The sequence below is a fragment of the Neolewinella maritima genome (assembly GCF_923081025.1).
Lineage (GTDB): Bacteria > Bacteroidota > Bacteroidia > Chitinophagales > Saprospiraceae > Neolewinella > Neolewinella maritima.
Genome location: NZ_CAKLPZ010000001.1, coordinates 797,925 through 815,519, shown reverse-complemented (window position 1 = coordinate 815,519; position 17,595 = coordinate 797,925). Strand labels below are relative to the sequence as shown.

Genomic DNA, 17,595 nt, shown 5'->3' with positions numbered 1-17,595 from the left:
TTGGAAGGTATCCGGCGGTGGCGCGCCCGGACCAAGGTTCTCCTGGACGAGCTACTTACCCACCTCGAACCCTATAGGCCCCGCCCGGGCCGTGTACGCATCAGACGGATCATGCGGAGTCAGGACCGACATGTTTACGAACCCAACTATCGCTCAGCACTCTAATGGGCTATAAAGGCAGCAGGTCACGGCACGAGCCGCCTCACGGCCGGGCGGGGGCACTATACTTTAAAGATACGAAGCGGACAACATGAGTGAGAAACACCCCCAAGGCTAGGCCGGATGGGTATTCTGAATACCTACAAATACTCTTAGCTTAATGGAGTTGAGGCGGTGTTCGCCGCATTATAAATTATCGTTCCAAATTTTAGATACCATTTTGTTTAATTCATTACCCCTTTCATGTATGGCCACTTGGTCAAAGTGATAGTTAAAATCCGTCAAGGAGAATTCTTCAAACTCAAGTGGAAGAATATTTGGTAAAAATCCCCCCAATTCTTTTAAATAGTTTATTCTCTTTTCGCTAGGCAAATTATCCACTTTGTTGAAATATTCCGCAGGAGCAAGCAGATAGTTCCCAATTAAATTTGTGTAGTATGAGTAAACTTCCTCGTCTTCAAAGTAATCGGAATATATCTCATACCTATTTGATGGGAGTATTTGAATTGGAACAAGTCGATTGTTCTTTCGCAATGATATAAGTTCTTGAAATGAAATATTAGTTTGGTTATCCAATTTGACTTGATAGACAAGCCTACAAAACAAGTATCTTATAAATCTGTAATTCTTCGAAGTCACTGTCAAATCAGTAATATCAAACGGAAGAGCATTTGATTCGTAAAGTTCTTCAGAAAGTCGCTTTCTTAACTCTACTATTTCACAATTACGAATATTTTTTATCAATGAGAAAAGTGAGTAGCTAATAGATGATTGCCCAATAGGTTTTTCATTAATTGAACGGCCTACCGCGTAAGCGTCCAAGAATTTTGAAACTAAATCTATTTTTTCGTTCACAGTAGACTCGCTGTCGAGTTTAGATATAGCAGCCATGTAAAGTGGTAAACTCAGTGAAGTTGCAATCGAGTAATAACTTGAAATTGCTGCTACAGATCCACCGTCATATTTTCCATTGGTCTTCTTCAATACCTTTTGATACACGTCACAATAGAACTTGAAGTCGTTCTGAATGAAATAGAAAACGCTATCGCTAGTATCAAGATTAAGATACTTTGAGTTATCTCTTACCCATGTATGAAAATGAGTACCGATCTTACCAAAGTCTTCGTTTCCTGAACCTTTTTTTCTGTTTCTTTGAGTTCTAGCATACTGACCTCGGAGCCATGCTTTCATAAACTCATTATCCTCTTTAACTGAAAATTGATGAAGTTGGCTAATTTTCTTTTTCCATAGATCATTAGCCCTATCACGGAACTCTATCGTATCAATGTTTGATAACAAATAACCCTTAAGCATCTCAGTAGGGGTGAGACTTAACCCCCTATCGTTCATGGTCTCAAAAATTGTAAATGCGTTCTCTTCACTAAACGTGACAATTTCTACAAATAGTAATTTTTCTTTAAGATAGTCAATAAACATCAACAGCTTTTCTCCTCTTATCTCTTCCGAAAAATATGATTCGATGTCGTTAAAACGGTCTATCATATTCTGTACTGACTCATCTTTTTTATCTACCTTCTGTATTAGTGGAGCGAACAGACCTGCGATGTGTTCTGACTCTGCAATATCTATAATCGTCTTTCCTTGATATAAAGCGTCAAGTACATCAGTTCTATCAGGGACTTCAATATTATATGATTTCCTTCCATGCCTTTTCGAGTAAATTAGAGTTTCAATGGTTTCTTGTTCTTCATAATTGCTCTGAAGTTTATTAAGATGAATCAATAGTAAGGTTAATGTGGTAAGTCTTTGCTGCCCATCTACAATTGACTTTGAACTACCTTCATCGATTAATATGATCGGACCAAGAAAGTAAGTATTATACTCAACTACATCAGCAATAGTGTGACCATCAGCATAATTTAAAAAAAATGCCTCTTCTAAATCTAAGAGTAGTTGTTGCAACTGCTTGCTCTCCCACTTATATTCTCTTTGAAAATAGTCGACTTTATATTTTTGATTATCTAGAAGTTCTCTTAAACTCCTCGTCCTGGCTTCAATTTTGTTGCTCATTATTGAATGTCTTTTAGCAGCGAACGTAAGATAAAATAGGCGGGCTCGTAAACTGATAGATTCTGCCTCGTGGGCTGTATTTCACCGTGAAACAACTTATTACGCAAGGTATATAACAATTCTATGACGGCTTGCGACACGAGATTAGGATTGTTAATTAGATTTATGGTATGTATCCTTAACACATTACGATTTCCATCCGCTATCAAATTTTCTTTAACTTTTGGATTGATTTCTAGATAGCACCTTTCTGCCACACCTCTTTGATTATTGGACAAATTACTGTGCGCTAATGAATTTAAAAAGTGAGTAGGTTCGTATTTATTATGACTATAACTATAAACAGTATTATTGTTGTTATTTTTGTTTAAAATCTGAAGGGTGATATCCCCGCCTGCAAGCTTTTCAGCTTTATACAAACGGCCGCGATTTTCAACGACGGGAGTTGTTGACATTATAGGATTTTCTCTATAATAAATAGATCGTAGCGATATTGGATTTACAGCATCAGGTATTGGATACATATCTAACCTTCTTTGTAATTTTGCTAAATAGTACTTAAACTCCTGTGCAGCGTCGTCATTGGTTTGAAGTAAGGCAATCATTCTAGAGCGAAAATGATTGTTATCGGACTTAAGGTTATCAATGCATTCTCTATCTCGTGTAATTTGATAGTGATTTACGTACCAAGCGTTAAACGGAATCCAAGCTCTCACAAACAATGAAGCAAAATCCGTGTCAGATTGAGATAAGAGTAGCCATTTGTTTATGTGTCCAAAGAATTGATTAGGCATGAATTGATTGCTTTGCCTTTAAATTATTGATCAAGGTACGATTTTTTATGTTTGATTGCGGCGAATGTTTACGCCTACGCAGCCGGGGCACTCTTCCCTGAATTAGACCATCTTCATCCCACCCAAGAGGGGACGGCGCGGCGGCACCGGGCACCCCTTGCACTCACCAGCACTCCCCTACCCAGCCCCGGTTGACGTAGGCGTGGTGTTGGGCGATGTAGATTTTAATCAATAAATGATATTGATTTTAATTCTATCCGTATAGATTTCACATTATCCTTCTGTTTTCCATAGGCATCTTCTACTTGCTTCGAGAAACTGTTTGCTCGATTCTCTAAGCTAATAAAATTCACATTGTATCTAAACATTGAATATAGGAATAATATAGTTAATAGTAGTGCCGCGTTTATATTGATAAAGTAACACACTACAATTGCTATTGCCAGTATTGGTAGCAGAATTAACTTACCCTTCTTGTTGTTTGCTACTAAATTATCCTTTATATCATTGAATTCATTCCTTAAATGATTTTTCGTTTCCTCATTTAATTCAGACCAAGGAAAAAACGGATGCTGCTTCAAAGAATCTTCATACTTTTTGTGTCGTTCAATTCTATAACCTCTTTTGTATCTTCGATCTCTGACTTTTATTGACTGCAAGCCCGATTCATCTGTGCCTAGATAAAAGTTTCGTCCGTACTTGAGATATCTCATATTGAACACAGATAACCAATAGCTTTCAGACACAGGTAGAAAGGAAATTAGTTTAAACTTCTCTCTTTCCTTTCCAGGGTTACTTAATTTTAAATACTTTGGAAGTATACCTTCTACCTGATCTTCAAACGGAATAGTATGGGTGTCTATAACTTCAAACATGCTTGGAACTGTTGACCACTTTTCAGGAATCGTTTCTGGATCAACTCTATATTTGTTAATCTTTTTGCTCATAATATTAGTGTACCGTCGTGTTTGATGTGAGTTAAGATTATGCTGGTGTATTTAGCAGGAATTTGCTCTTCCGCAAATTAACTAGCTAAGTTCGTGCCGGCTTTAATGCCGGTATGGCGCCCAACATTTGTACACACGCATTGCGTATACACACAATTGCGTATAGCCCCCCAATCTGCGTCAACCACTTGACGTGAAGCCTCGGTTGTCGTTGTTCCCCCAATCGCGTATACACACCACCGCATGTTGTATATACGCAATAGCCACAAGGCTCCGCCCCCCATGTGTCGAAACACCTACCCCAACCCGCACCCAGCTGCTTCATCCAGAACACTGGCTCAAAATAGAACAAGCAATTCATATATACCCTACGCACCCGCGGCCCCGCCCGGATATAATGCTAGCGCGCCAGCGGAGTAAGCACGATATCCCGCCACCGCACTTTGATGCCGCCGCCGTCGTGGATCTGTAAGGCGATGCCGCCCTCGCCCGCACCGATCTTTTCGTCCGTGAGGGTGACCATTTGGTGGCCGTTGAGGTAGGAGGTGACGGTGGGCCCCTCGGCGCGGATCCGGAGGGTGTTCCACTCTCCTGCCTTCAGGTGCTTGTCCTTTTCCGGGTCGGGCTTGATGAGCCAGCCGCGGCCGTAGGACTCGTAGATGCCGCCCGTATCGTGACCGGGCGGGGCTACTTCGACCTGCCAGCCGCTGATCTTGGTGCCGTCGACGGTGGAGCGGATGAATACCCCGCTGTTGCCATCGGCCTCCTGCTTGAACTCCAGGGTGAGCTCGAAGTCGTCGTAGTACGCATTGGTGCTGAGGTAGCCGTAGGCGGCGTCGGGACCGCTCTCGCAGACCAGCTCGCCGTCCGCTACGTACCAGCGCTCGGTGCCGTGGACGGTCCAGCCGTCGAGGTTCTGTCCGTTGAAGAGGGTTATGGTATTCTCGGAGGCGGGTGCGGTGAGTGTGGTGCTGGCGGGACGGTTACAGCTCAGGAGAAACAGCAGGAGCAGGGACGGGAGAACGGTAGACCAGGTCATAGTGGAGCGTAGCTAGGGAGTGAGCCCGGAAGATAGGCTACCGCTGCCGGAATCGGCCGCGCCGCCTACGATGACCTCCCAGTCCAGCTCGGGGCGCAGGTAGGTGGCGGCCAGGTCGCGCACCTCCCGGGCGGAAATGCCACGAATAGCCGCATCCAGGCGCCGCAGGTGGGCGGCTGCGTCGTATTCCTTGATGATGGCCGAACGGTGGCGTCCGCTGACGGCAAGGGGTCCGTCGAGGTCCATGACCAGTCCGCCGATGAGGTAGGCGCGGACCATGTCGAGCTCGCGGGCGGGGACGAGGTCCTGCCGCAGTTTGTCCATCTCGGTGAGGATCTCGCGGCGCACCTCGGCGACGTTCTCGTTGGCTACATCGGCCGAGATGCCGAAAGTGCCGTCGAAGCGGTAGGTGTCCAGGTCGGAGTCGATGCCGTAGGTGAAGCCCTTCTCCTCGCGGATGTTGCGCATCAGCCGACTGCCGTAGTAGCCGCCCAGGATGGTCTCCAGTACGCAGAGACCGGGGTAATCATCGTCCGTGACCCGAAAGCCGCGGCGGCCCCGGCGGATCATCGTCTGCTGGGCGCGCGGACGGTGCAGCTGCAAGACCTGCGGCGGACCGGCATCCACCCGGTAGGTCGGCTCTGCCGCGCGGGTACCCGTCGGCAGCTGACCGAAGGTGGCCTCCAGCAGCTCCTCCACCTCCGTACTCAGCTGGCCCACGATGCGCAGGGTGGCGTTGGCCGCGCCGTAATACGTGCGGTAGTGCTGCTGCACGGCCTCCAGCGTAAGGGCTTCGTACTGGGCCTTCGTACCGCCGTAGCCGTAGGGGTTGCTGGCCCCAAAGGCCGCCTCGGAGAGCATGCGGTAGGCCAGGGTATCGGGGTCTTCCAGATCCTCCCGCAATTGCTGCTTGCTGCGTTTGATGTAGCGCTTGAGTTCCTTGGCCGGGAAGGTGGGAGCGACCACCACCTCCACCATAGCGGGCAGCAGGCGGGGCGCGTGCTTGACGATAGTGGCCAGACTCAGGTTCGCGGTATCGTAGTCCTCCGGCGTGCGCAGGGCGGTGCCGTACTGCTCGAACAGGGTCTCCAGGGCGGTAGCGGAGTGGCTGCTGCTGCCCTCGGTGAGCAGGGCGTTGGTGGCGGCGGCCAGCAGGGGTTGGGCTTCGTAGGGGCGGCCGGCGCGCCAGATCAGCTCCACGCTCAGGATGGGGGCCTGGGTGACGTGGATGGCTACTACCCGTAGTCCGTTGGAGAGCGTCCACTCCCGGGCGGGGGGTAGGGCTGGGACGCTGGGGGTGTTTACGTGGGGGGTATATGACATAGTCTAAACACGGAGAACACGGATTTAGGGCACGGATGACACGGAGGTGTTACACGGTGTAGCTGTACGGCCGCCTCCGTGTAATCCGTGAAAAGAAATCCGTGCCCTCCGTGTTTAAATTTACCATATTCAACCTCAGTTAGACAGCATCACCGGCATCACCAGCATCATGATATCCTGTCCGTTCTCCTGCTCGGTGGGCACGAGGATACCGGCGCGGGTGGCGGTGCTCATTTCCAGCTTCACTTCTTCGCCTTCGAGTACGCCCAGCATTTCTACTAGGAACTTGGCGTTGAAGCCGATCTGTAGCGGACTGCCGTCGTAGCTGCAGCTCAGTTGCTCGGTGGCTTCGTTGCTGAAATCGAGGTCCTGGGCGCTCACGGTGAGGCTGCCGTCGGCGATGTTGAGGATGACCTGGTTGGTGGTCTTGTTGGCGTAGATCACGATCCGCTTCAGGCTGTTCTGGAAGTCGGCGCGATTGACCAGCAGCACGTTGGGGTTATCGGCCGGGATGACGGCATTGTAGTCGGGGTAGCGCGCGTCGATCAGGCGGCAGGCCAGCTTGGTGTCGCCGTATTCGAAAAAGGCGTTCGACTTATCGAAGCTCACGGTTACGGCTACGTCGGTATGCGGCAGCGCGCCCTTGAGCAGGTTGAGGGCTTTTTTAGGAATGATGAAGCTGCTGGTCAGCTCGCCGTTCACGTCGCTCAGGCTGTACTTTACCAGCTTGTGGGCGTCGGTGGCTACCATAACCAGCTTCGAGAAGTCGACCTGAAAGTAGACGCCCGTCATGGCCGGCCGCAGTTCGTCGGTCGAGGTGGCGAAGAGCGTCTTATTGATACCCTCCAGCAGGCTCATGGCCGTCACGCTGATCTCGTCGGCCTCGCTGGGCTCCGGAATATTAGGGTAGTCGCCCCCAGGCTCGCCAGCTAGCTTATACTTGCCGTAGGCGGAGGTGATAGAAATACCGTAGTTGTCCTCATTGATATCGAAGGTCACGGGCTGCTGCGGCAGGGCCTTCAGGGTATCGATCAGGATGCGGGCGGGTACGGCTACTTGTCCGTCGCCGTCGGCGTTCACTTCCAGGCTGGTCACTACGCTGGTCTCCAGGTCCGTAGCCGCTATTTCCAGCGTGTTGCCGCTGATCGTAAACAGGAAATCTTCCAGGATCGGCAGTACCGGATTAGACGCGATGGCCCCCCCGGCCAGCTGTAATTTCTTCTGCAGATCGGAACTGGAAACGGAAAATTTCATAGTGGGCGTGGCTTTGGGCAAACATAGGGAATTAGTGGGGTAGTGTGGTAGTTCTGTAGTTCTGTAGGGGGTAGTTCTGTAGGCGGGAGAGAACTACAGAACTACGCTACTACAGAACTACCTCCCCGGTCTCCAGCGTAGACCAGCAACGCCCCAGACGCCAAACTGCGTTTTGGACAGGAGCAGGGAATCGTCCTGGTCGGGCTTACCGATGTAGCGCTCGGCGCGGTGATCGGTGGCGTTGTTGACGCGGACGTAGGCGGAAATACCCTTGAACAGCTCGTAGTCGGCCGCCAGGTCGAGGGAGATGACGGCGTTGATCCAGACGGGCTGACCGTCGCGCAACAGGTCGAGGGTAGAGCTGCGGTAGTTGCCGGCCAGCACGAGGTTGAGGCGGGTGCGGGGGTTGGAGTAGACGAAGCTGAGGTTGGCCGAGCGGCGCGGGGCCTGAGCCAGGGTGTTGTCGGTGTCGTCGCCGTCGAGCTGGTAGCTGTTCAGGTTCACGTTGCCGTTCACGTTCAGGATGCGCAGCTTGGGGTTGAGGAAGGCAAGGCTCTGGTAGAAGCCCAGTTCCAGGCCCAGCAGGCGGGCATCAGCGGTATTGGCGATGGAGTAGCCGAGGGAGGGTTGCTCATTGACGAACTCGAAGTTGGCGACGCGTACCGTGGGGTCGGTGAGGAACTTGGCGTAGGCGCTTACGCTGATCAGTCCGTCGTTGCGGCCGTAGCGCTCGTAGGTGAGATCGAGGTTGCGGCTGTAGGTGGGAGATACGTCGGGGTTATCCAGGGAGAACACGTCGAGCCGGGCCTGCCGCCGCTCGGCGAAGCGCTGGGTGGGTACTACGGTAGCGTAGGGTACGCGTGCGATGGCGTCGTAGTAGGAGAAGCGCAGCTGGTGATCGCGCCGCAGCCGGTAGGTGATATTGAGGCTGGGAAACAGGTCGTTGTAGCTGGTGGAGTCGGTGTCCTGACTGCGCTGTAGGGTGTAGTCCAGGTCGGTGTACTCGTAGCGCAGGCCTACCGAGGTGGTCAGCTTGGCCGTCCAGTTGGTGAGGTACATCAGGTAGCCAGCGGCGATCTTTTCGGAGGCGTAGTAGTTGGGTCCGCTGGTGAGATCGGGGTCCTCGTCGAGCAGGGATTCATTGCTCAGGTCGGGGAAGCCGGTCGACGGTACAGCCGGACCGCCGCCCGCTACGCCCTGGTAAAACTCCTCGTAGGTGCGCTCCTTGATCCGGTACCGACCGCCGGCCCGCAGGAAGCTGGTGCGGCTAGAGTTGAGGTGGCGGGTGATGTTAACCCCACCGATGGCGATATCCTCCTCCAGGTTCAGGTTGAGCTGCTCGGTGAAGCGGCGCTCGAGGGACTGTCCGGCAAAGCGGGTGTCGGTGGGCAGCAGGTCCTCGAAGGGCCGGTCGGCCGTGGCCGCGCCGTTGTCCACCGTGCTGGAGTTGAAGGCCCGCTGCCGGTCGCGCAGCCGCTCGCTGGTGCTGGCAAAGCTGAGCGCGTAGGTCAGTTGGGTGAGCTTGAAGTTGTTCTCTACTTCCAGGGCCACCATGTTCAGGCGGCGCTCCTCCTTCCAGCGGCTGCTGATGCGGTCTTCCAGAGCGGTAGTGGCGTTGCCGCGGTTGAAGTTGGTCTCGCGGGTCATCACCTCGTCGTCGTTGGCGCTGTAGTTGTAGCTCAGGCGCATGCGGTTGTAGATGCTGGGGCGGAGCTCTACGGCGCCTACCAGACCGGTCTTGGTGGTCATGCGGTCCGTATCGATGGGGCGCACCCGACTGATCTCACGTCCGGTGGTGCCGTTCTCGCCGTAGTCGAAGCGCTGCGTGCGGTTGCCGCGGTTGTGCCGGAAGTAGCTGCCGGCCAGCAGACCGTAGACCGCCTCGTCGCTCAGTTCGGAGTTGAGCACGGCCGCCGCCTGGGTGATGCTGGACGACTGCCCCGGGATCTGGTCGAAGCCGAAGTTACTGCCCCCGCCGGCCTGTAGCAGGATCTCGGCCTTGTCCTCCGGCTGGCGGATGCGGAAGTCTACCGTACCCCCGATGGCGTCGGCGTCCATGTCGGCACTGCGAGCCTTGATGACGCGCACTTCCTCCACCAGGTTAGACTGGATGATGTCCAGGCTACCCGCCCGGTCGGCCTCGGGCTGCACGGCGGGCAGCCGCTGTCCGTTGAGCGAGATGGCGGTGTACTGCTCGGGCAGGCCCCGCACCTGCACTAGCTCACCTTCGCCGCGGTTGCGCGTGATGGTCACGCCCGGCATGCGCTGTACGGTCTCGGCGAGGGTGATGTCGGGATATTTGTTAAAGGTCTCGGCGTGTAGGATGGTCTGCGGTACCACGGCCGACTGCTGCACCCGCAGGGCCTGTGCCTGTCCGGCCGCCCGCCGCCCGTAGACGATCACTTCGCCGGTGGTCATGAAGCTTTCCTCCATGCGGATATCGACCTCGAGTTCGCGGTCCGTGGTGCTTACGACCACCACGGTATCGTAGTTCTCGAAGCCCAGGTAGGTGGCCAGCAGGCGGATGCGGCCGGGGGGCACCGACAGTATATAGTGACCTTCCAGGTCGGTGACCGCCCCGATCACGGAGCCGACCACCCGCACCGAGGCGCCGATCAGGGTATCGCCCTGCGGACCGGTCACGGTACCCATCAGCTCGGCTTCCTGGGCGCGTAGGGTGGTAGAACAACAGGCAGCCGCCAGGACGAAAACAAACAAGAGGTACCGCATAGTGACTAAAGCGACCCGGCGCGCCGCTTTGTTTACCTGCAGCGTCATAATTTACCCCACCTAAAAAGCCGCCCCATGCCCGCCACCCCCAGGATCGTATTTCTCGACGCCGGCACCGTCGACGACCTGCCCGCCTTCGCCCGCTTCGACGAGCTGGGTGACTTCGCGAGCTACGCGCTCACCTCCCCCGAGCAACTCCTGGAGCGCGCCGCCGGGGCCACCGTGCTCATCACCAATAAAGTAGCCCTCAGCGCCGAAACCATCGAGCAACTGCCCGAGCTGCAGCTGATCTGCGTAGCCGCCACCGGCACCAACAACATCGCCAAGGAGGCCGCCGCAGCCCGTGGTATTCCGGTCCGCAACGTGGCCGGCTACAGTACGGACTCCGTCGCCCAGCTCACCCTCACCGCCCTGTTTACCGTAGCGATGGACCTGCTGCACCTCAACCGGGAGGTCTACAGCGGTAACTACTCCCGAGCCAAGGACTTCACCCTCTGGCGCCAGCCCTTCTACGAACTGCGCGGACAGCGCTACGGGATCATCGGACTGGGTACCATCGGCCGGCGGGTAGCCGAACTGGCCACGGCGTATGGTGCAGAGGTCGTCTATTACAGCGCACGGGGCAACGACCACGACGCGCCCTACACCCGCATGGAACTCGATGAGTTCCTCGCGACCTGCGACGTAGTCAGCATCCACTGCGCGCTGTCGGAGCAGACTGATGGAGTGCTCGACCTCGACCGCCTGCGCCAGATGAAGTCGTCGGCCTACCTGGTCAACGTAGCCCGCGGCGGCATCGTCGTGGAGCAGGACCTGGTCACCGCCCTGGACGAAGGGGCCATCGCCGGAGCCGCCGTAGACGTGTTCCGCGAGGAGCCGCTACCGGCCGACCATCCCTACCTGCGCGTCCGGAATCGCGACAAATTGCTGCTCACCCCCCACATCGGCTGGGCGAGCGTCGAGGCGCGTACGCGGTTGATCGAAGGAATTATGCAGAACATTCGGCAGGGGGTTTAATTCGCGGCTTCTCGCGTATCCCCTTAGCCCCCTTTGTTTGTCCGGTCGTTCGTTATTACAGTCTATCACTTTCCTCCTGTGTTGCCTACTGGGTAGCCGTACGCTGCCCGCCCAGACCGAGCCCGAACAACTGATCGAAGACGTCATCGCCCAGGAAGCCGAGGACGGCGGTGAGTTCACCTTCAATGCGGCCTTCGACCTACTGGAAGCCTACGCCCGCCGGCCACTCGACCTGAACCGCGCCGATGCCGAGACCCTATCGGCTACCTACCTGCTAAGTCCGCCGCAGATCGATGCCCTGCTGGACTACCGTCGGCAGATGGGCAGCTTCGTGAGCGTGTACGAGCTGCAGGTCGTACCGGGGCTCGATCTGGAGACCATCCGCCGCCTGCTGCCCTACGTGACCGTGGCCCGCGGACTCGACGATATCAATGTCCCCCTACGCACCCTCTTATCCGAAGGCAGCCGCGAGCTGTTCGTACGGGCCAGCCGCCGTCTGGAGCGCGCCCGGGGCTACGAGGGCGACGACCCCCGCTACACCGGCGATCCCTGGCGCACTTACGTGAAGTACCGGCAGCGTTACGGTACCCAGCTCAGTCTGGGCGTAGTAGCCGAAAAGGACCCCGGCGAGGCCTTCCTGCGCGGCAGCAACCGGCGGCGGGGCTTCGATTTCTACAGCGCCCACCTCTTTCTGCGGGGACTGAACCGGCGGGTGCGCGCCGTAGCGCTGGGCGACTTCTCGGTCAGCTTCGGCCAGGGACTGGTCCTGTACACCGGCTTTGGCTTCGGCAAGAGCAGTCTGACCACCTCGGTCGCCCGCCGCTCCCCCACCCTGCAGCCCTACGCCAGCGTCAACGAGGCCAGTTTCATGCGCGGCGCGGGGGTCACTCTAGCCTTCGGTAAGCACGTCGAGGCCACGGTATTCGGCAGCCGCCGCGCCCGCACCGCTAATCTAGACAGTGACTCCACCAGCGTGACCTCCCTCGGCCTCAGCGGACTCCACCGCACCACCGCCGAGGTTGCCGACCGCAACGCCCTGCAGCAGCACAGCTACGGCGGCAGTCTGCGCTACACCCCCACCGACCGACTGCAACTCAGCCTCAACCTGCTCGGCGAGCACCTCAGTCGCCCACTCCTACGCACGCCCCGGCCCTACAACCGCTTCTACTTCAACGGCGACCGGCTCCACAACCTGAGCCTGGACTACCACTACCGGCTGCGCAATCTATCCTTCTTCGGCGAGGTCGCAGGTGCGGTGATCGGCGGACGGGCCATGCTGCACGGCGTCAATGTGGGACTGGACCGCCGCGTAGACCTGGCCATCGTGTACCGCAACTACGCCCGTGACTACCGGGCACTGAGTGCCCAGCCCTTCGGGGAGTCGGGCGGGGGCCGCAACGAGGAGGGCATCTACCTGGGACTGGAAGTGCGCCCCGCCACCCGCTGGCGTATCAATGCCTACTACGACCTGTGGCGGCACGACTGGCTGCGCTTCAACATCGACGCCCCCAGCAGCGGCCATGAGTACCGGCTGCGGATCAACTACAGCATAAAGCGCCACCTGGATGCCTACGTAGAGCTGCGCAGCGAAACCAAGGGCTACGGGGTGGCGGCGGCCGGTCCGGACGTGAAGATCGACCCGGTCATACCGCGCACCCGCTTTCAGGCCCGCTTCCATACGGGCTACAAGCTGCGTCCGGCCCTGGAGTGGCGCAGCCGGCTCGATCTGGGCTACACCGAAGACGCCAGCAAGGGCCTGCAGCGGGGCGTGATGCTGTATCAGGATCTACACTACCGTCCGCTGGGTCCGCTGAGCGTATCCGCCCGCCTGGCCGTCTTCCATACGGATGGCTACGACGTGCGCTTCTACGAATACGAGAACGGGCTGACCTACAACGCCCGCGTCCTACCCTACTACAACGAGGGGGCGCGCAGCTTCCTCCTGCTCCGCTACAAGGGCATCCGTCAGCTCACCCTGGAGCTGCGCCTGGCCCAGACCCGCTCATTTGACGGTCGCACCTTCGGCAGCGGGCTGGAGGCTACGGACAAGACGCGGCGTACGGAGGTGGGCGGACAGGTGATCTGGCGGTGGTGACGTATAACCTATCTTAGCTGTTCTACGTTTTACTCCTATGCCATTCACCATCGAACTCCCCGCCGACCGTCGCGTACAGTTACGCTTCGAGGATAGTCTTACCCCGGTGGAGTTCGCTGCCTTCTGCGCCCGCCATCCCGAGCTCCTGGTCGAGCGGGAGCCAGATGGTCAATTGTCTATTATGTCTCCGGTACACTTACTTTCTGGCGGACAGGAAGCCGATATTGTCATTCACCTAGGGATGTTCGTGCTATCGCACAAGCTCGGCAAGGTGTACAGTCCGACGACTGGTTTCACTCTACCCGATGGATCGGTGCGGTCAGCGGATGCATCCTTCGTGAGTAAGGAACAACTTGATCGGCTCACGCAGGAGCAAAAGCACAGTTTCGCCCCCGTAGTGCCGGAATTTATCGTTGAGATCCGGTCGGATACCGATCGGATCGGACGGCTACAGACCAAGCTGCGTGAGGTATGGATCGCTAATGGCGTACAACTTGCGTGGCTGATCGATCCTAAGAATCAGTTGACCTACATCTACCGGTCCGATGGTAGTGAGCAGGTGATCACCGGCTTCGATAAGGTGCTCTCCGGCGAGACGGTCCTCCCGGGCTTTGAGCTTCCATTAGGTGATCTGGAGATAGGCTAGTTACCCACTACTACCCGTAGCCGTTCCGGCAGCAGACCCGCCGTGACCGGCGCCTGTCCCAGCCACTCGCCGTCCGCTTCCAGACCGGTGATGCCCGTGATCCGTACGTCGGTGGCGTGGGTGGTGGTGACGCCCTCCACCCGACCGATACTATTCGTGTAGAAGCGCCAGCCATTCGCGAGGATGCGACGGGTCGGCAGACCCACTGCGTAGGTAAGTGCCAGCGTATCCGCCGTGGGATCAGCCTGGGGGACCAGTCGCATGCCGCCGCCGTTGTAGCGTCCGATGCCTAGATTGATCGTGTGGAAGCGGCCGCGGACGCTGGTGCCGTCGTACTGCAGGTCCAGCTCGGGCGGCGTGAAGTCGGGCAGGTAGCCTAGCGTAAGCAGGGGATACAGCAGACCGTGGCTGACCGGTAGCTTCGCCGATCGGCGTACGACCTCGGCATCGTAGGCCATGCCCGCCACGTTGATGAAGTACTGCACCTGCGGCCCCGCCCCCTGGGTGTGGTAAGTGAGTTTGCCGATGCGGTGGGGGATGGTTTTGCCGGCCTGTAGTACCGGGATCCAACGCAGGATGTGGCGGGGTACGCCCAGGGTGCGGCACCAGTCGTTGCCGGTGCCCAAGGGGAGGGGGGCGTAGGTTACTTCGGAGAGCGCGCCTTGCCGGACAAGCGCGTTGATGATGTCGTGGTGGGTGCCGTCACCGCCTACGCCTACGAGGAAGTACCGGCCGTCGGCGAGGGCTGCCGTGACGAGTTGCGCCAGGCTGTGGTGGTCGTCGCTCACGGCGAAGGTGAGGTCCGGAAGGTGTTTGCGCAGTACCGGCAGGGCTGCTTGCCACCAGCGCCGTGCCCGACCGCCTGCGGCGGCGGGATTGATCAAAAAGTGGGGGGCGGCTAGCATGCTGCAATGATACGCTTCGTCTATTCCACTCCCGCATTCATCCATATCTTACCATTTTCCATCCCTAGTTGTACATCTTGCCGGCTATGACGCAATCCCCTACCCTGGTGAACACCTCCGCACCCGTGATCGAAGTGCGCAGCGTGCGCAAAGCGTACGGCGAGAAAGTCGCCGTGGACGATGTCAGTTTTGCCATGCCGCCGGATGCGATCCTCGGTCTGCTCGGCCCCAACGGAGCGGGCAAGACCAGCCTGATCCGCATGATCACCACGATCACCGCACCCGACGCCGGCGAGATCTACTTCCAGGGCGCGCCACTCAACGGCTACCACCCCACCCAGATCGGCTACCTGCCCGAGGAGCGCGGCCTGTACAAGCAGATGTACGTGGGCGAGCAGCTGCTCTACCTGGCGCGGCTCAAGGGACTCTCTACCCGCGACGCGAAGTCCCGCGCCCAGGAGTGGCTGGCTAAGTTCGAGCTGGACGGACAGTGGAAAAAAAAGGTCGAAGAGCTCAGTAAGGGGATGCAGCAGCAGGTGCAGTTCATCGCCACGGTGATCCACGAGCCCAAGTTGCTGATCCTGGACGAGCCCTTCAGCGGACTGGACCCGGTCAACGCTACGCGCATGCGCACCGAGATCCTGCGACTGCACGCCGCCGGCACGGCCGTCATCTTCAGTACCCACCGCATGGAGCAGGTGGAGGAGCTCTGCGAGTACATCGTACTGATCGACCAGGGCCGCAACATTCTACAGGGCAAGGTGCGCGACATCCGCCGGCAGTTCATCGAGCACCGCTACCGGCTCACCCACCCCGGCGATCCCCTACCCGCCGCCCTGGCTCAGCGCTACGAGCTACTCAACCACACACCGTCTACGGTCGACATCCAGCTCTCGGAGGGCGAAGACGGCAACGTGCTACTGCGTGCGCTACTCGATATGGGCGTACACATCCAGGGCTTCCAGGAGCTCCTGCCCAGCCTCAACGAAATTTTCATCAAGCGCGTCACGCGGCTCAACGCATAAGTTATGTCCAATCTCTGGCTCGTTATCCAGCGCGAATACGTCACCCGCGTACGCCGCAAGTCCTTCATCCTGGCCACCCTGCTCACTCCCATTGGTATGGCCCTGTTCGTGGTCGTAGCCAACTTCGTGCTCGGCTACGAGAACGACGATGTGCAGCGCATCGCGGTCATCGACGACGCCGACCTGTTCGGCGGAGCCATCGCCGACGAGAGCGGGCTGTACTTCGATTTTGTGGATCAGTCACTGGCCAGCTTGCGGGAGGAGGAGCCCGGGGGTACCGCCTACGCCGGCATCCTGGTCATCCCCACCATTAAGAACCTGCGCAGCCGCAACTACCGGGCGCAGTTGTACAGCGACGAGACCCTTAGCATGGACGTGCAGGGCAAGATCCGCCGCCGCATCCAGAGCGCCCTGCGCGAGTACAAGATCGAAGCCCTGGAGATCGACCAGGCCACCCTGGCCAGTCTGGATACGGACGTCACCGTCAAGGTGAGCAGCCTCTCCCCCACCGAAGACGGCAGCAACGAAGACCGCAGCATGGCCACAACTATCGGCGCGGGTATCGGTAGCGTGATGGGCTTTTTGATGTACATCACCATTTTCGCCTACGGGGCCATGGTGATGCGCTCCGTGATGGAGGAAAAGACCAGCCGCATCGTCGAGGTGGTCGTCTCCTCGGTGCGCCCCTTCACCCTCATGCTGGGCAAGATCATCGGTGTGGGCATGTTGGGCCTTACGCAGGTACTGGTGTGGCTCGTCACGATCCCACTGCTGCTCTTTGTAGTCGGATTGCTGTTCGGTATCGACGGCAGCAATCAGCCCGAGATGGCCGGCTCCCCCGAGATGGACCCCCAGGAGCTGCAGGGTATGGTCGAGCGCGTGCTGGCCGGCCTGGGTGACCTCAACTGGTGGATCATTGCCCCCTCCTTCTTCATTTACTTTTTGGGGGGCTACTTCATCTACGCCTCGCTCTTCGCGGCGGTGGGCTCCTCCATGGGCGACGATATGGGAGAGGGGCAGACGCTCACCATCCCCATCATGATCCCCGTCATTCTGGCCTTTTACATCATGATGGCGGCCATCCAGAACCCCAACTCCAGTCTGGCGGTCTGGTCCAGCATCTTCCCCCTCTTCGCGCCCATCGTGATGCCCGCCCGCCTGGCCTTCGATCCGCCGCTGTGGCAGCTCGGGCTCAGCATTCTGTCCGTCTTCCTCTTCGCCGGACTGATGATCTGGGTGGCCAGCCGCATCTACCGCGTCGGCATCCTCAACTACGGCAAGAAGTCCAGCTTCAAGGACATGGGCAAGTGGATCACCGCCAAGTACTAAAGCGTAGCCGCCTCCCCGGGCACTATCACCACGTTCAGTAGCTTGATCACGAAGGAGCAGGCCGTCTCGCTGGCCAGCGTAGGGCGCATCGCTTCCTTCAGTACGTCCATCACGGTATCGTATTCTCCGGTCAGCTGCGTAGCCAGGTGGTTGGTCGCTACCTGTATCCCGGCGTGGCCGTGCAGCCGCTCGATGAAGGCAATGATGGGCGCCTCGTAGTCCGGCGTGAGGGGGTAGAGCGAAAGGTCGATCGATACGTGCATAGGGCGGGGCCGCCCCGATAGCTATCGGGGCGGTGCTT

General features: G+C 57.1%; 14 protein-coding genes. 5 read left to right on the top strand and 9 right to left on the bottom strand.

Annotated features, from left to right (window positions below):
* Positions 1-345 precede the first annotated feature (345 nt).
* From MJQ68_RS03315 to MJQ68_RS03285, 7 genes are all read right to left on the bottom strand, one after another.
* Complete coding sequence (locus MJQ68_RS03315; RefSeq protein WP_238749558.1) at positions 346-2,190, bottom strand: DUF262 domain-containing protein; 1,845 nt, start codon at positions 2,188-2,190, stop codon at positions 346-348.
* Positions 2,190-2,984, bottom strand: a complete 795-nt coding sequence (locus tag MJQ68_RS03310) for a hypothetical protein (RefSeq protein WP_238749557.1) — start codon at positions 2,982-2,984, stop codon at positions 2,190-2,192. Before MJQ68_RS03310 ends, MJQ68_RS03315 begins: the two co-directional genes overlap by 1 nt.
* Before the next feature lie 224 nt (positions 2,985-3,208).
* Positions 3,209-3,931 carry a hypothetical protein gene (locus tag MJQ68_RS03305; RefSeq protein WP_238749556.1) on the bottom strand — a complete coding sequence of 241 codons (723 nt, stop codon included), beginning with the start codon at positions 3,929-3,931 and terminating at the stop codon, positions 3,209-3,211.
* Positions 3,932-4,331: 400 nt separating this feature from the next.
* Positions 4,332-4,970 (bottom strand): 3-keto-disaccharide hydrolase, encoded by a 639-nt coding sequence (locus MJQ68_RS03300; protein WP_238749555.1) that lies wholly within the window; start codon positions 4,968-4,970, stop codon positions 4,332-4,334.
* A gap of 12 nt (positions 4,971-4,982) precedes the next feature.
* On the bottom strand, positions 4,983-6,293 hold the full coding sequence (locus MJQ68_RS03295) for a M16 family metallopeptidase (protein WP_238749554.1): 1,311 nt from the start codon (positions 6,291-6,293) through the stop codon (positions 4,983-4,985).
* A 135-nt stretch (positions 6,294-6,428) separates the two neighbouring features.
* Entirely contained in the window at positions 6,429-7,547 is a 1,119-nt protein-coding gene (dnaN, locus tag MJQ68_RS03290) for a DNA polymerase III subunit beta (protein WP_238749553.1), read from the bottom strand.
* Positions 7,548-7,664: 117 nt separating this feature from the next.
* The gene (locus MJQ68_RS03285; RefSeq protein WP_238749552.1) at positions 7,665-10,325 is read right to left on the bottom strand and encodes a TonB-dependent receptor; all 2,661 of its coding nucleotides are present in this window, start codon (positions 10,323-10,325) and stop codon (positions 7,665-7,667) included.
* A 27-nt stretch (positions 10,326-10,352) separates the two neighbouring features.
* On the opposite strand from MJQ68_RS03285, the gene MJQ68_RS03280 reads away from it, so the two are divergent.
* Genes MJQ68_RS03280 through MJQ68_RS03270 form a run of 3 tightly spaced genes read left to right on the top strand, consistent with a single transcriptional unit; the run spans position 10,353 to position 14,035 of the window.
* Positions 10,353-11,294, top strand: coding sequence for an NAD(P)-dependent oxidoreductase (locus MJQ68_RS03280; protein ID WP_238749551.1), 942 nt, complete (start codon positions 10,353-10,355; stop codon positions 11,292-11,294).
* Between the two features lie 37 nt (positions 11,295-11,331).
* Positions 11,332-13,389, top strand: coding sequence for a ComEA family DNA-binding protein (locus tag MJQ68_RS03275; RefSeq protein ID WP_238749550.1), 2,058 nt, complete (start codon positions 11,332-11,334; stop codon positions 13,387-13,389).
* Positions 13,390-13,426: 37 nt separating this feature from the next.
* A complete protein-coding gene (locus tag MJQ68_RS03270) occupies positions 13,427-14,035 on the top strand; it encodes a Uma2 family endonuclease (RefSeq protein WP_238749549.1) in 609 nt (202 codons plus the stop codon).
* On the opposite strand, the gene MJQ68_RS03265 is transcribed toward MJQ68_RS03270, so the two are convergent.
* Complete coding sequence (locus MJQ68_RS03265) at positions 14,032-14,940, bottom strand: diacylglycerol/lipid kinase family protein (protein WP_238749548.1); 909 nt, start codon at positions 14,938-14,940, stop codon at positions 14,032-14,034. The genes MJQ68_RS03270 and MJQ68_RS03265 overlap by 4 nt on opposite strands.
* Before the next feature lie 86 nt (positions 14,941-15,026).
* On the opposite strand from MJQ68_RS03265, the gene MJQ68_RS03260 reads away from it, so the two are divergent.
* Positions 15,027-15,965, top strand: coding sequence for an ABC transporter ATP-binding protein (locus tag MJQ68_RS03260; RefSeq protein WP_238749547.1), 939 nt, complete (start codon positions 15,027-15,029; stop codon positions 15,963-15,965).
* 3 nt (positions 15,966-15,968) lie between these two features.
* Positions 15,969-17,294: an ABC transporter permease gene (locus MJQ68_RS03255; protein WP_238749546.1), complete on the top strand. Its 1,326-nt coding sequence runs from the start codon at positions 15,969-15,971 to the stop codon at positions 17,292-17,294.
* On the opposite strand, the gene MJQ68_RS03250 is transcribed toward MJQ68_RS03255, so the two are convergent.
* Entirely contained in the window at positions 17,291-17,557 is a 267-nt protein-coding gene (locus MJQ68_RS03250; protein WP_238749545.1) for a Ykof family thiamine-binding protein, read from the bottom strand. The genes MJQ68_RS03255 and MJQ68_RS03250 overlap by 4 nt on opposite strands.
* Positions 17,558-17,595: the final 38 nt, after the last annotated feature.

Bases quoted from the DNA above. Each gene is read 5' to 3' on its own strand.
- MJQ68_RS03315 (WP_238749558.1), bottom strand. From the start codon at position 2,190: ATGAGCAACAAAATTGAAGCCAGGACGAGGAGTTTAAGAGAACTTCTA.
- MJQ68_RS03270 (WP_238749549.1), top strand. From the start codon at position 13,427: ATGCCATTCACCATCGAACTCCCCGCCGACCGTCGCGTACAGTTACGC.
- dnaN (WP_238749553.1), bottom strand. From the start codon at position 7,547: ATGAAATTTTCCGTTTCCAGTTCCGATCTGCAGAAGAAATTACAGCTG.
- MJQ68_RS03295 (WP_238749554.1), bottom strand. From the start codon at position 6,293: ATGTCATATACCCCCCACGTAAACACCCCCAGCGTCCCAGCCCTACCC.
- MJQ68_RS03255 (WP_238749546.1), top strand. From the start codon at position 15,969: ATGTCCAATCTCTGGCTCGTTATCCAGCGCGAATACGTCACCCGCGTA.
- MJQ68_RS03305 (WP_238749556.1), bottom strand. From the start codon at position 3,931: ATGAGCAAAAAGATTAACAAATATAGAGTTGATCCAGAAACGATTCCT.
- MJQ68_RS03260 (WP_238749547.1), top strand. From the start codon at position 15,027: ATGACGCAATCCCCTACCCTGGTGAACACCTCCGCACCCGTGATCGAA.
- MJQ68_RS03300 (WP_238749555.1), bottom strand. From the start codon at position 4,970: ATGACCTGGTCTACCGTTCTCCCGTCCCTGCTCCTGCTGTTTCTCCTG.
- MJQ68_RS03250 (WP_238749545.1), bottom strand. From the start codon at position 17,557: ATGCACGTATCGATCGACCTTTCGCTCTACCCCCTCACGCCGGACTAC.
- MJQ68_RS03285 (WP_238749552.1), bottom strand. From the start codon at position 10,325: ATGACGCTGCAGGTAAACAAAGCGGCGCGCCGGGTCGCTTTAGTCACT.
- MJQ68_RS03310 (WP_238749557.1), bottom strand. From the start codon at position 2,984: ATGCCTAATCAATTCTTTGGACACATAAACAAATGGCTACTCTTATCT.
- MJQ68_RS03280 (WP_238749551.1), top strand. From the start codon at position 10,353: ATGCCCGCCACCCCCAGGATCGTATTTCTCGACGCCGGCACCGTCGAC.
- MJQ68_RS03265 (WP_238749548.1), bottom strand. From the start codon at position 14,940: ATGCTAGCCGCCCCCCACTTTTTGATCAATCCCGCCGCCGCAGGCGGT.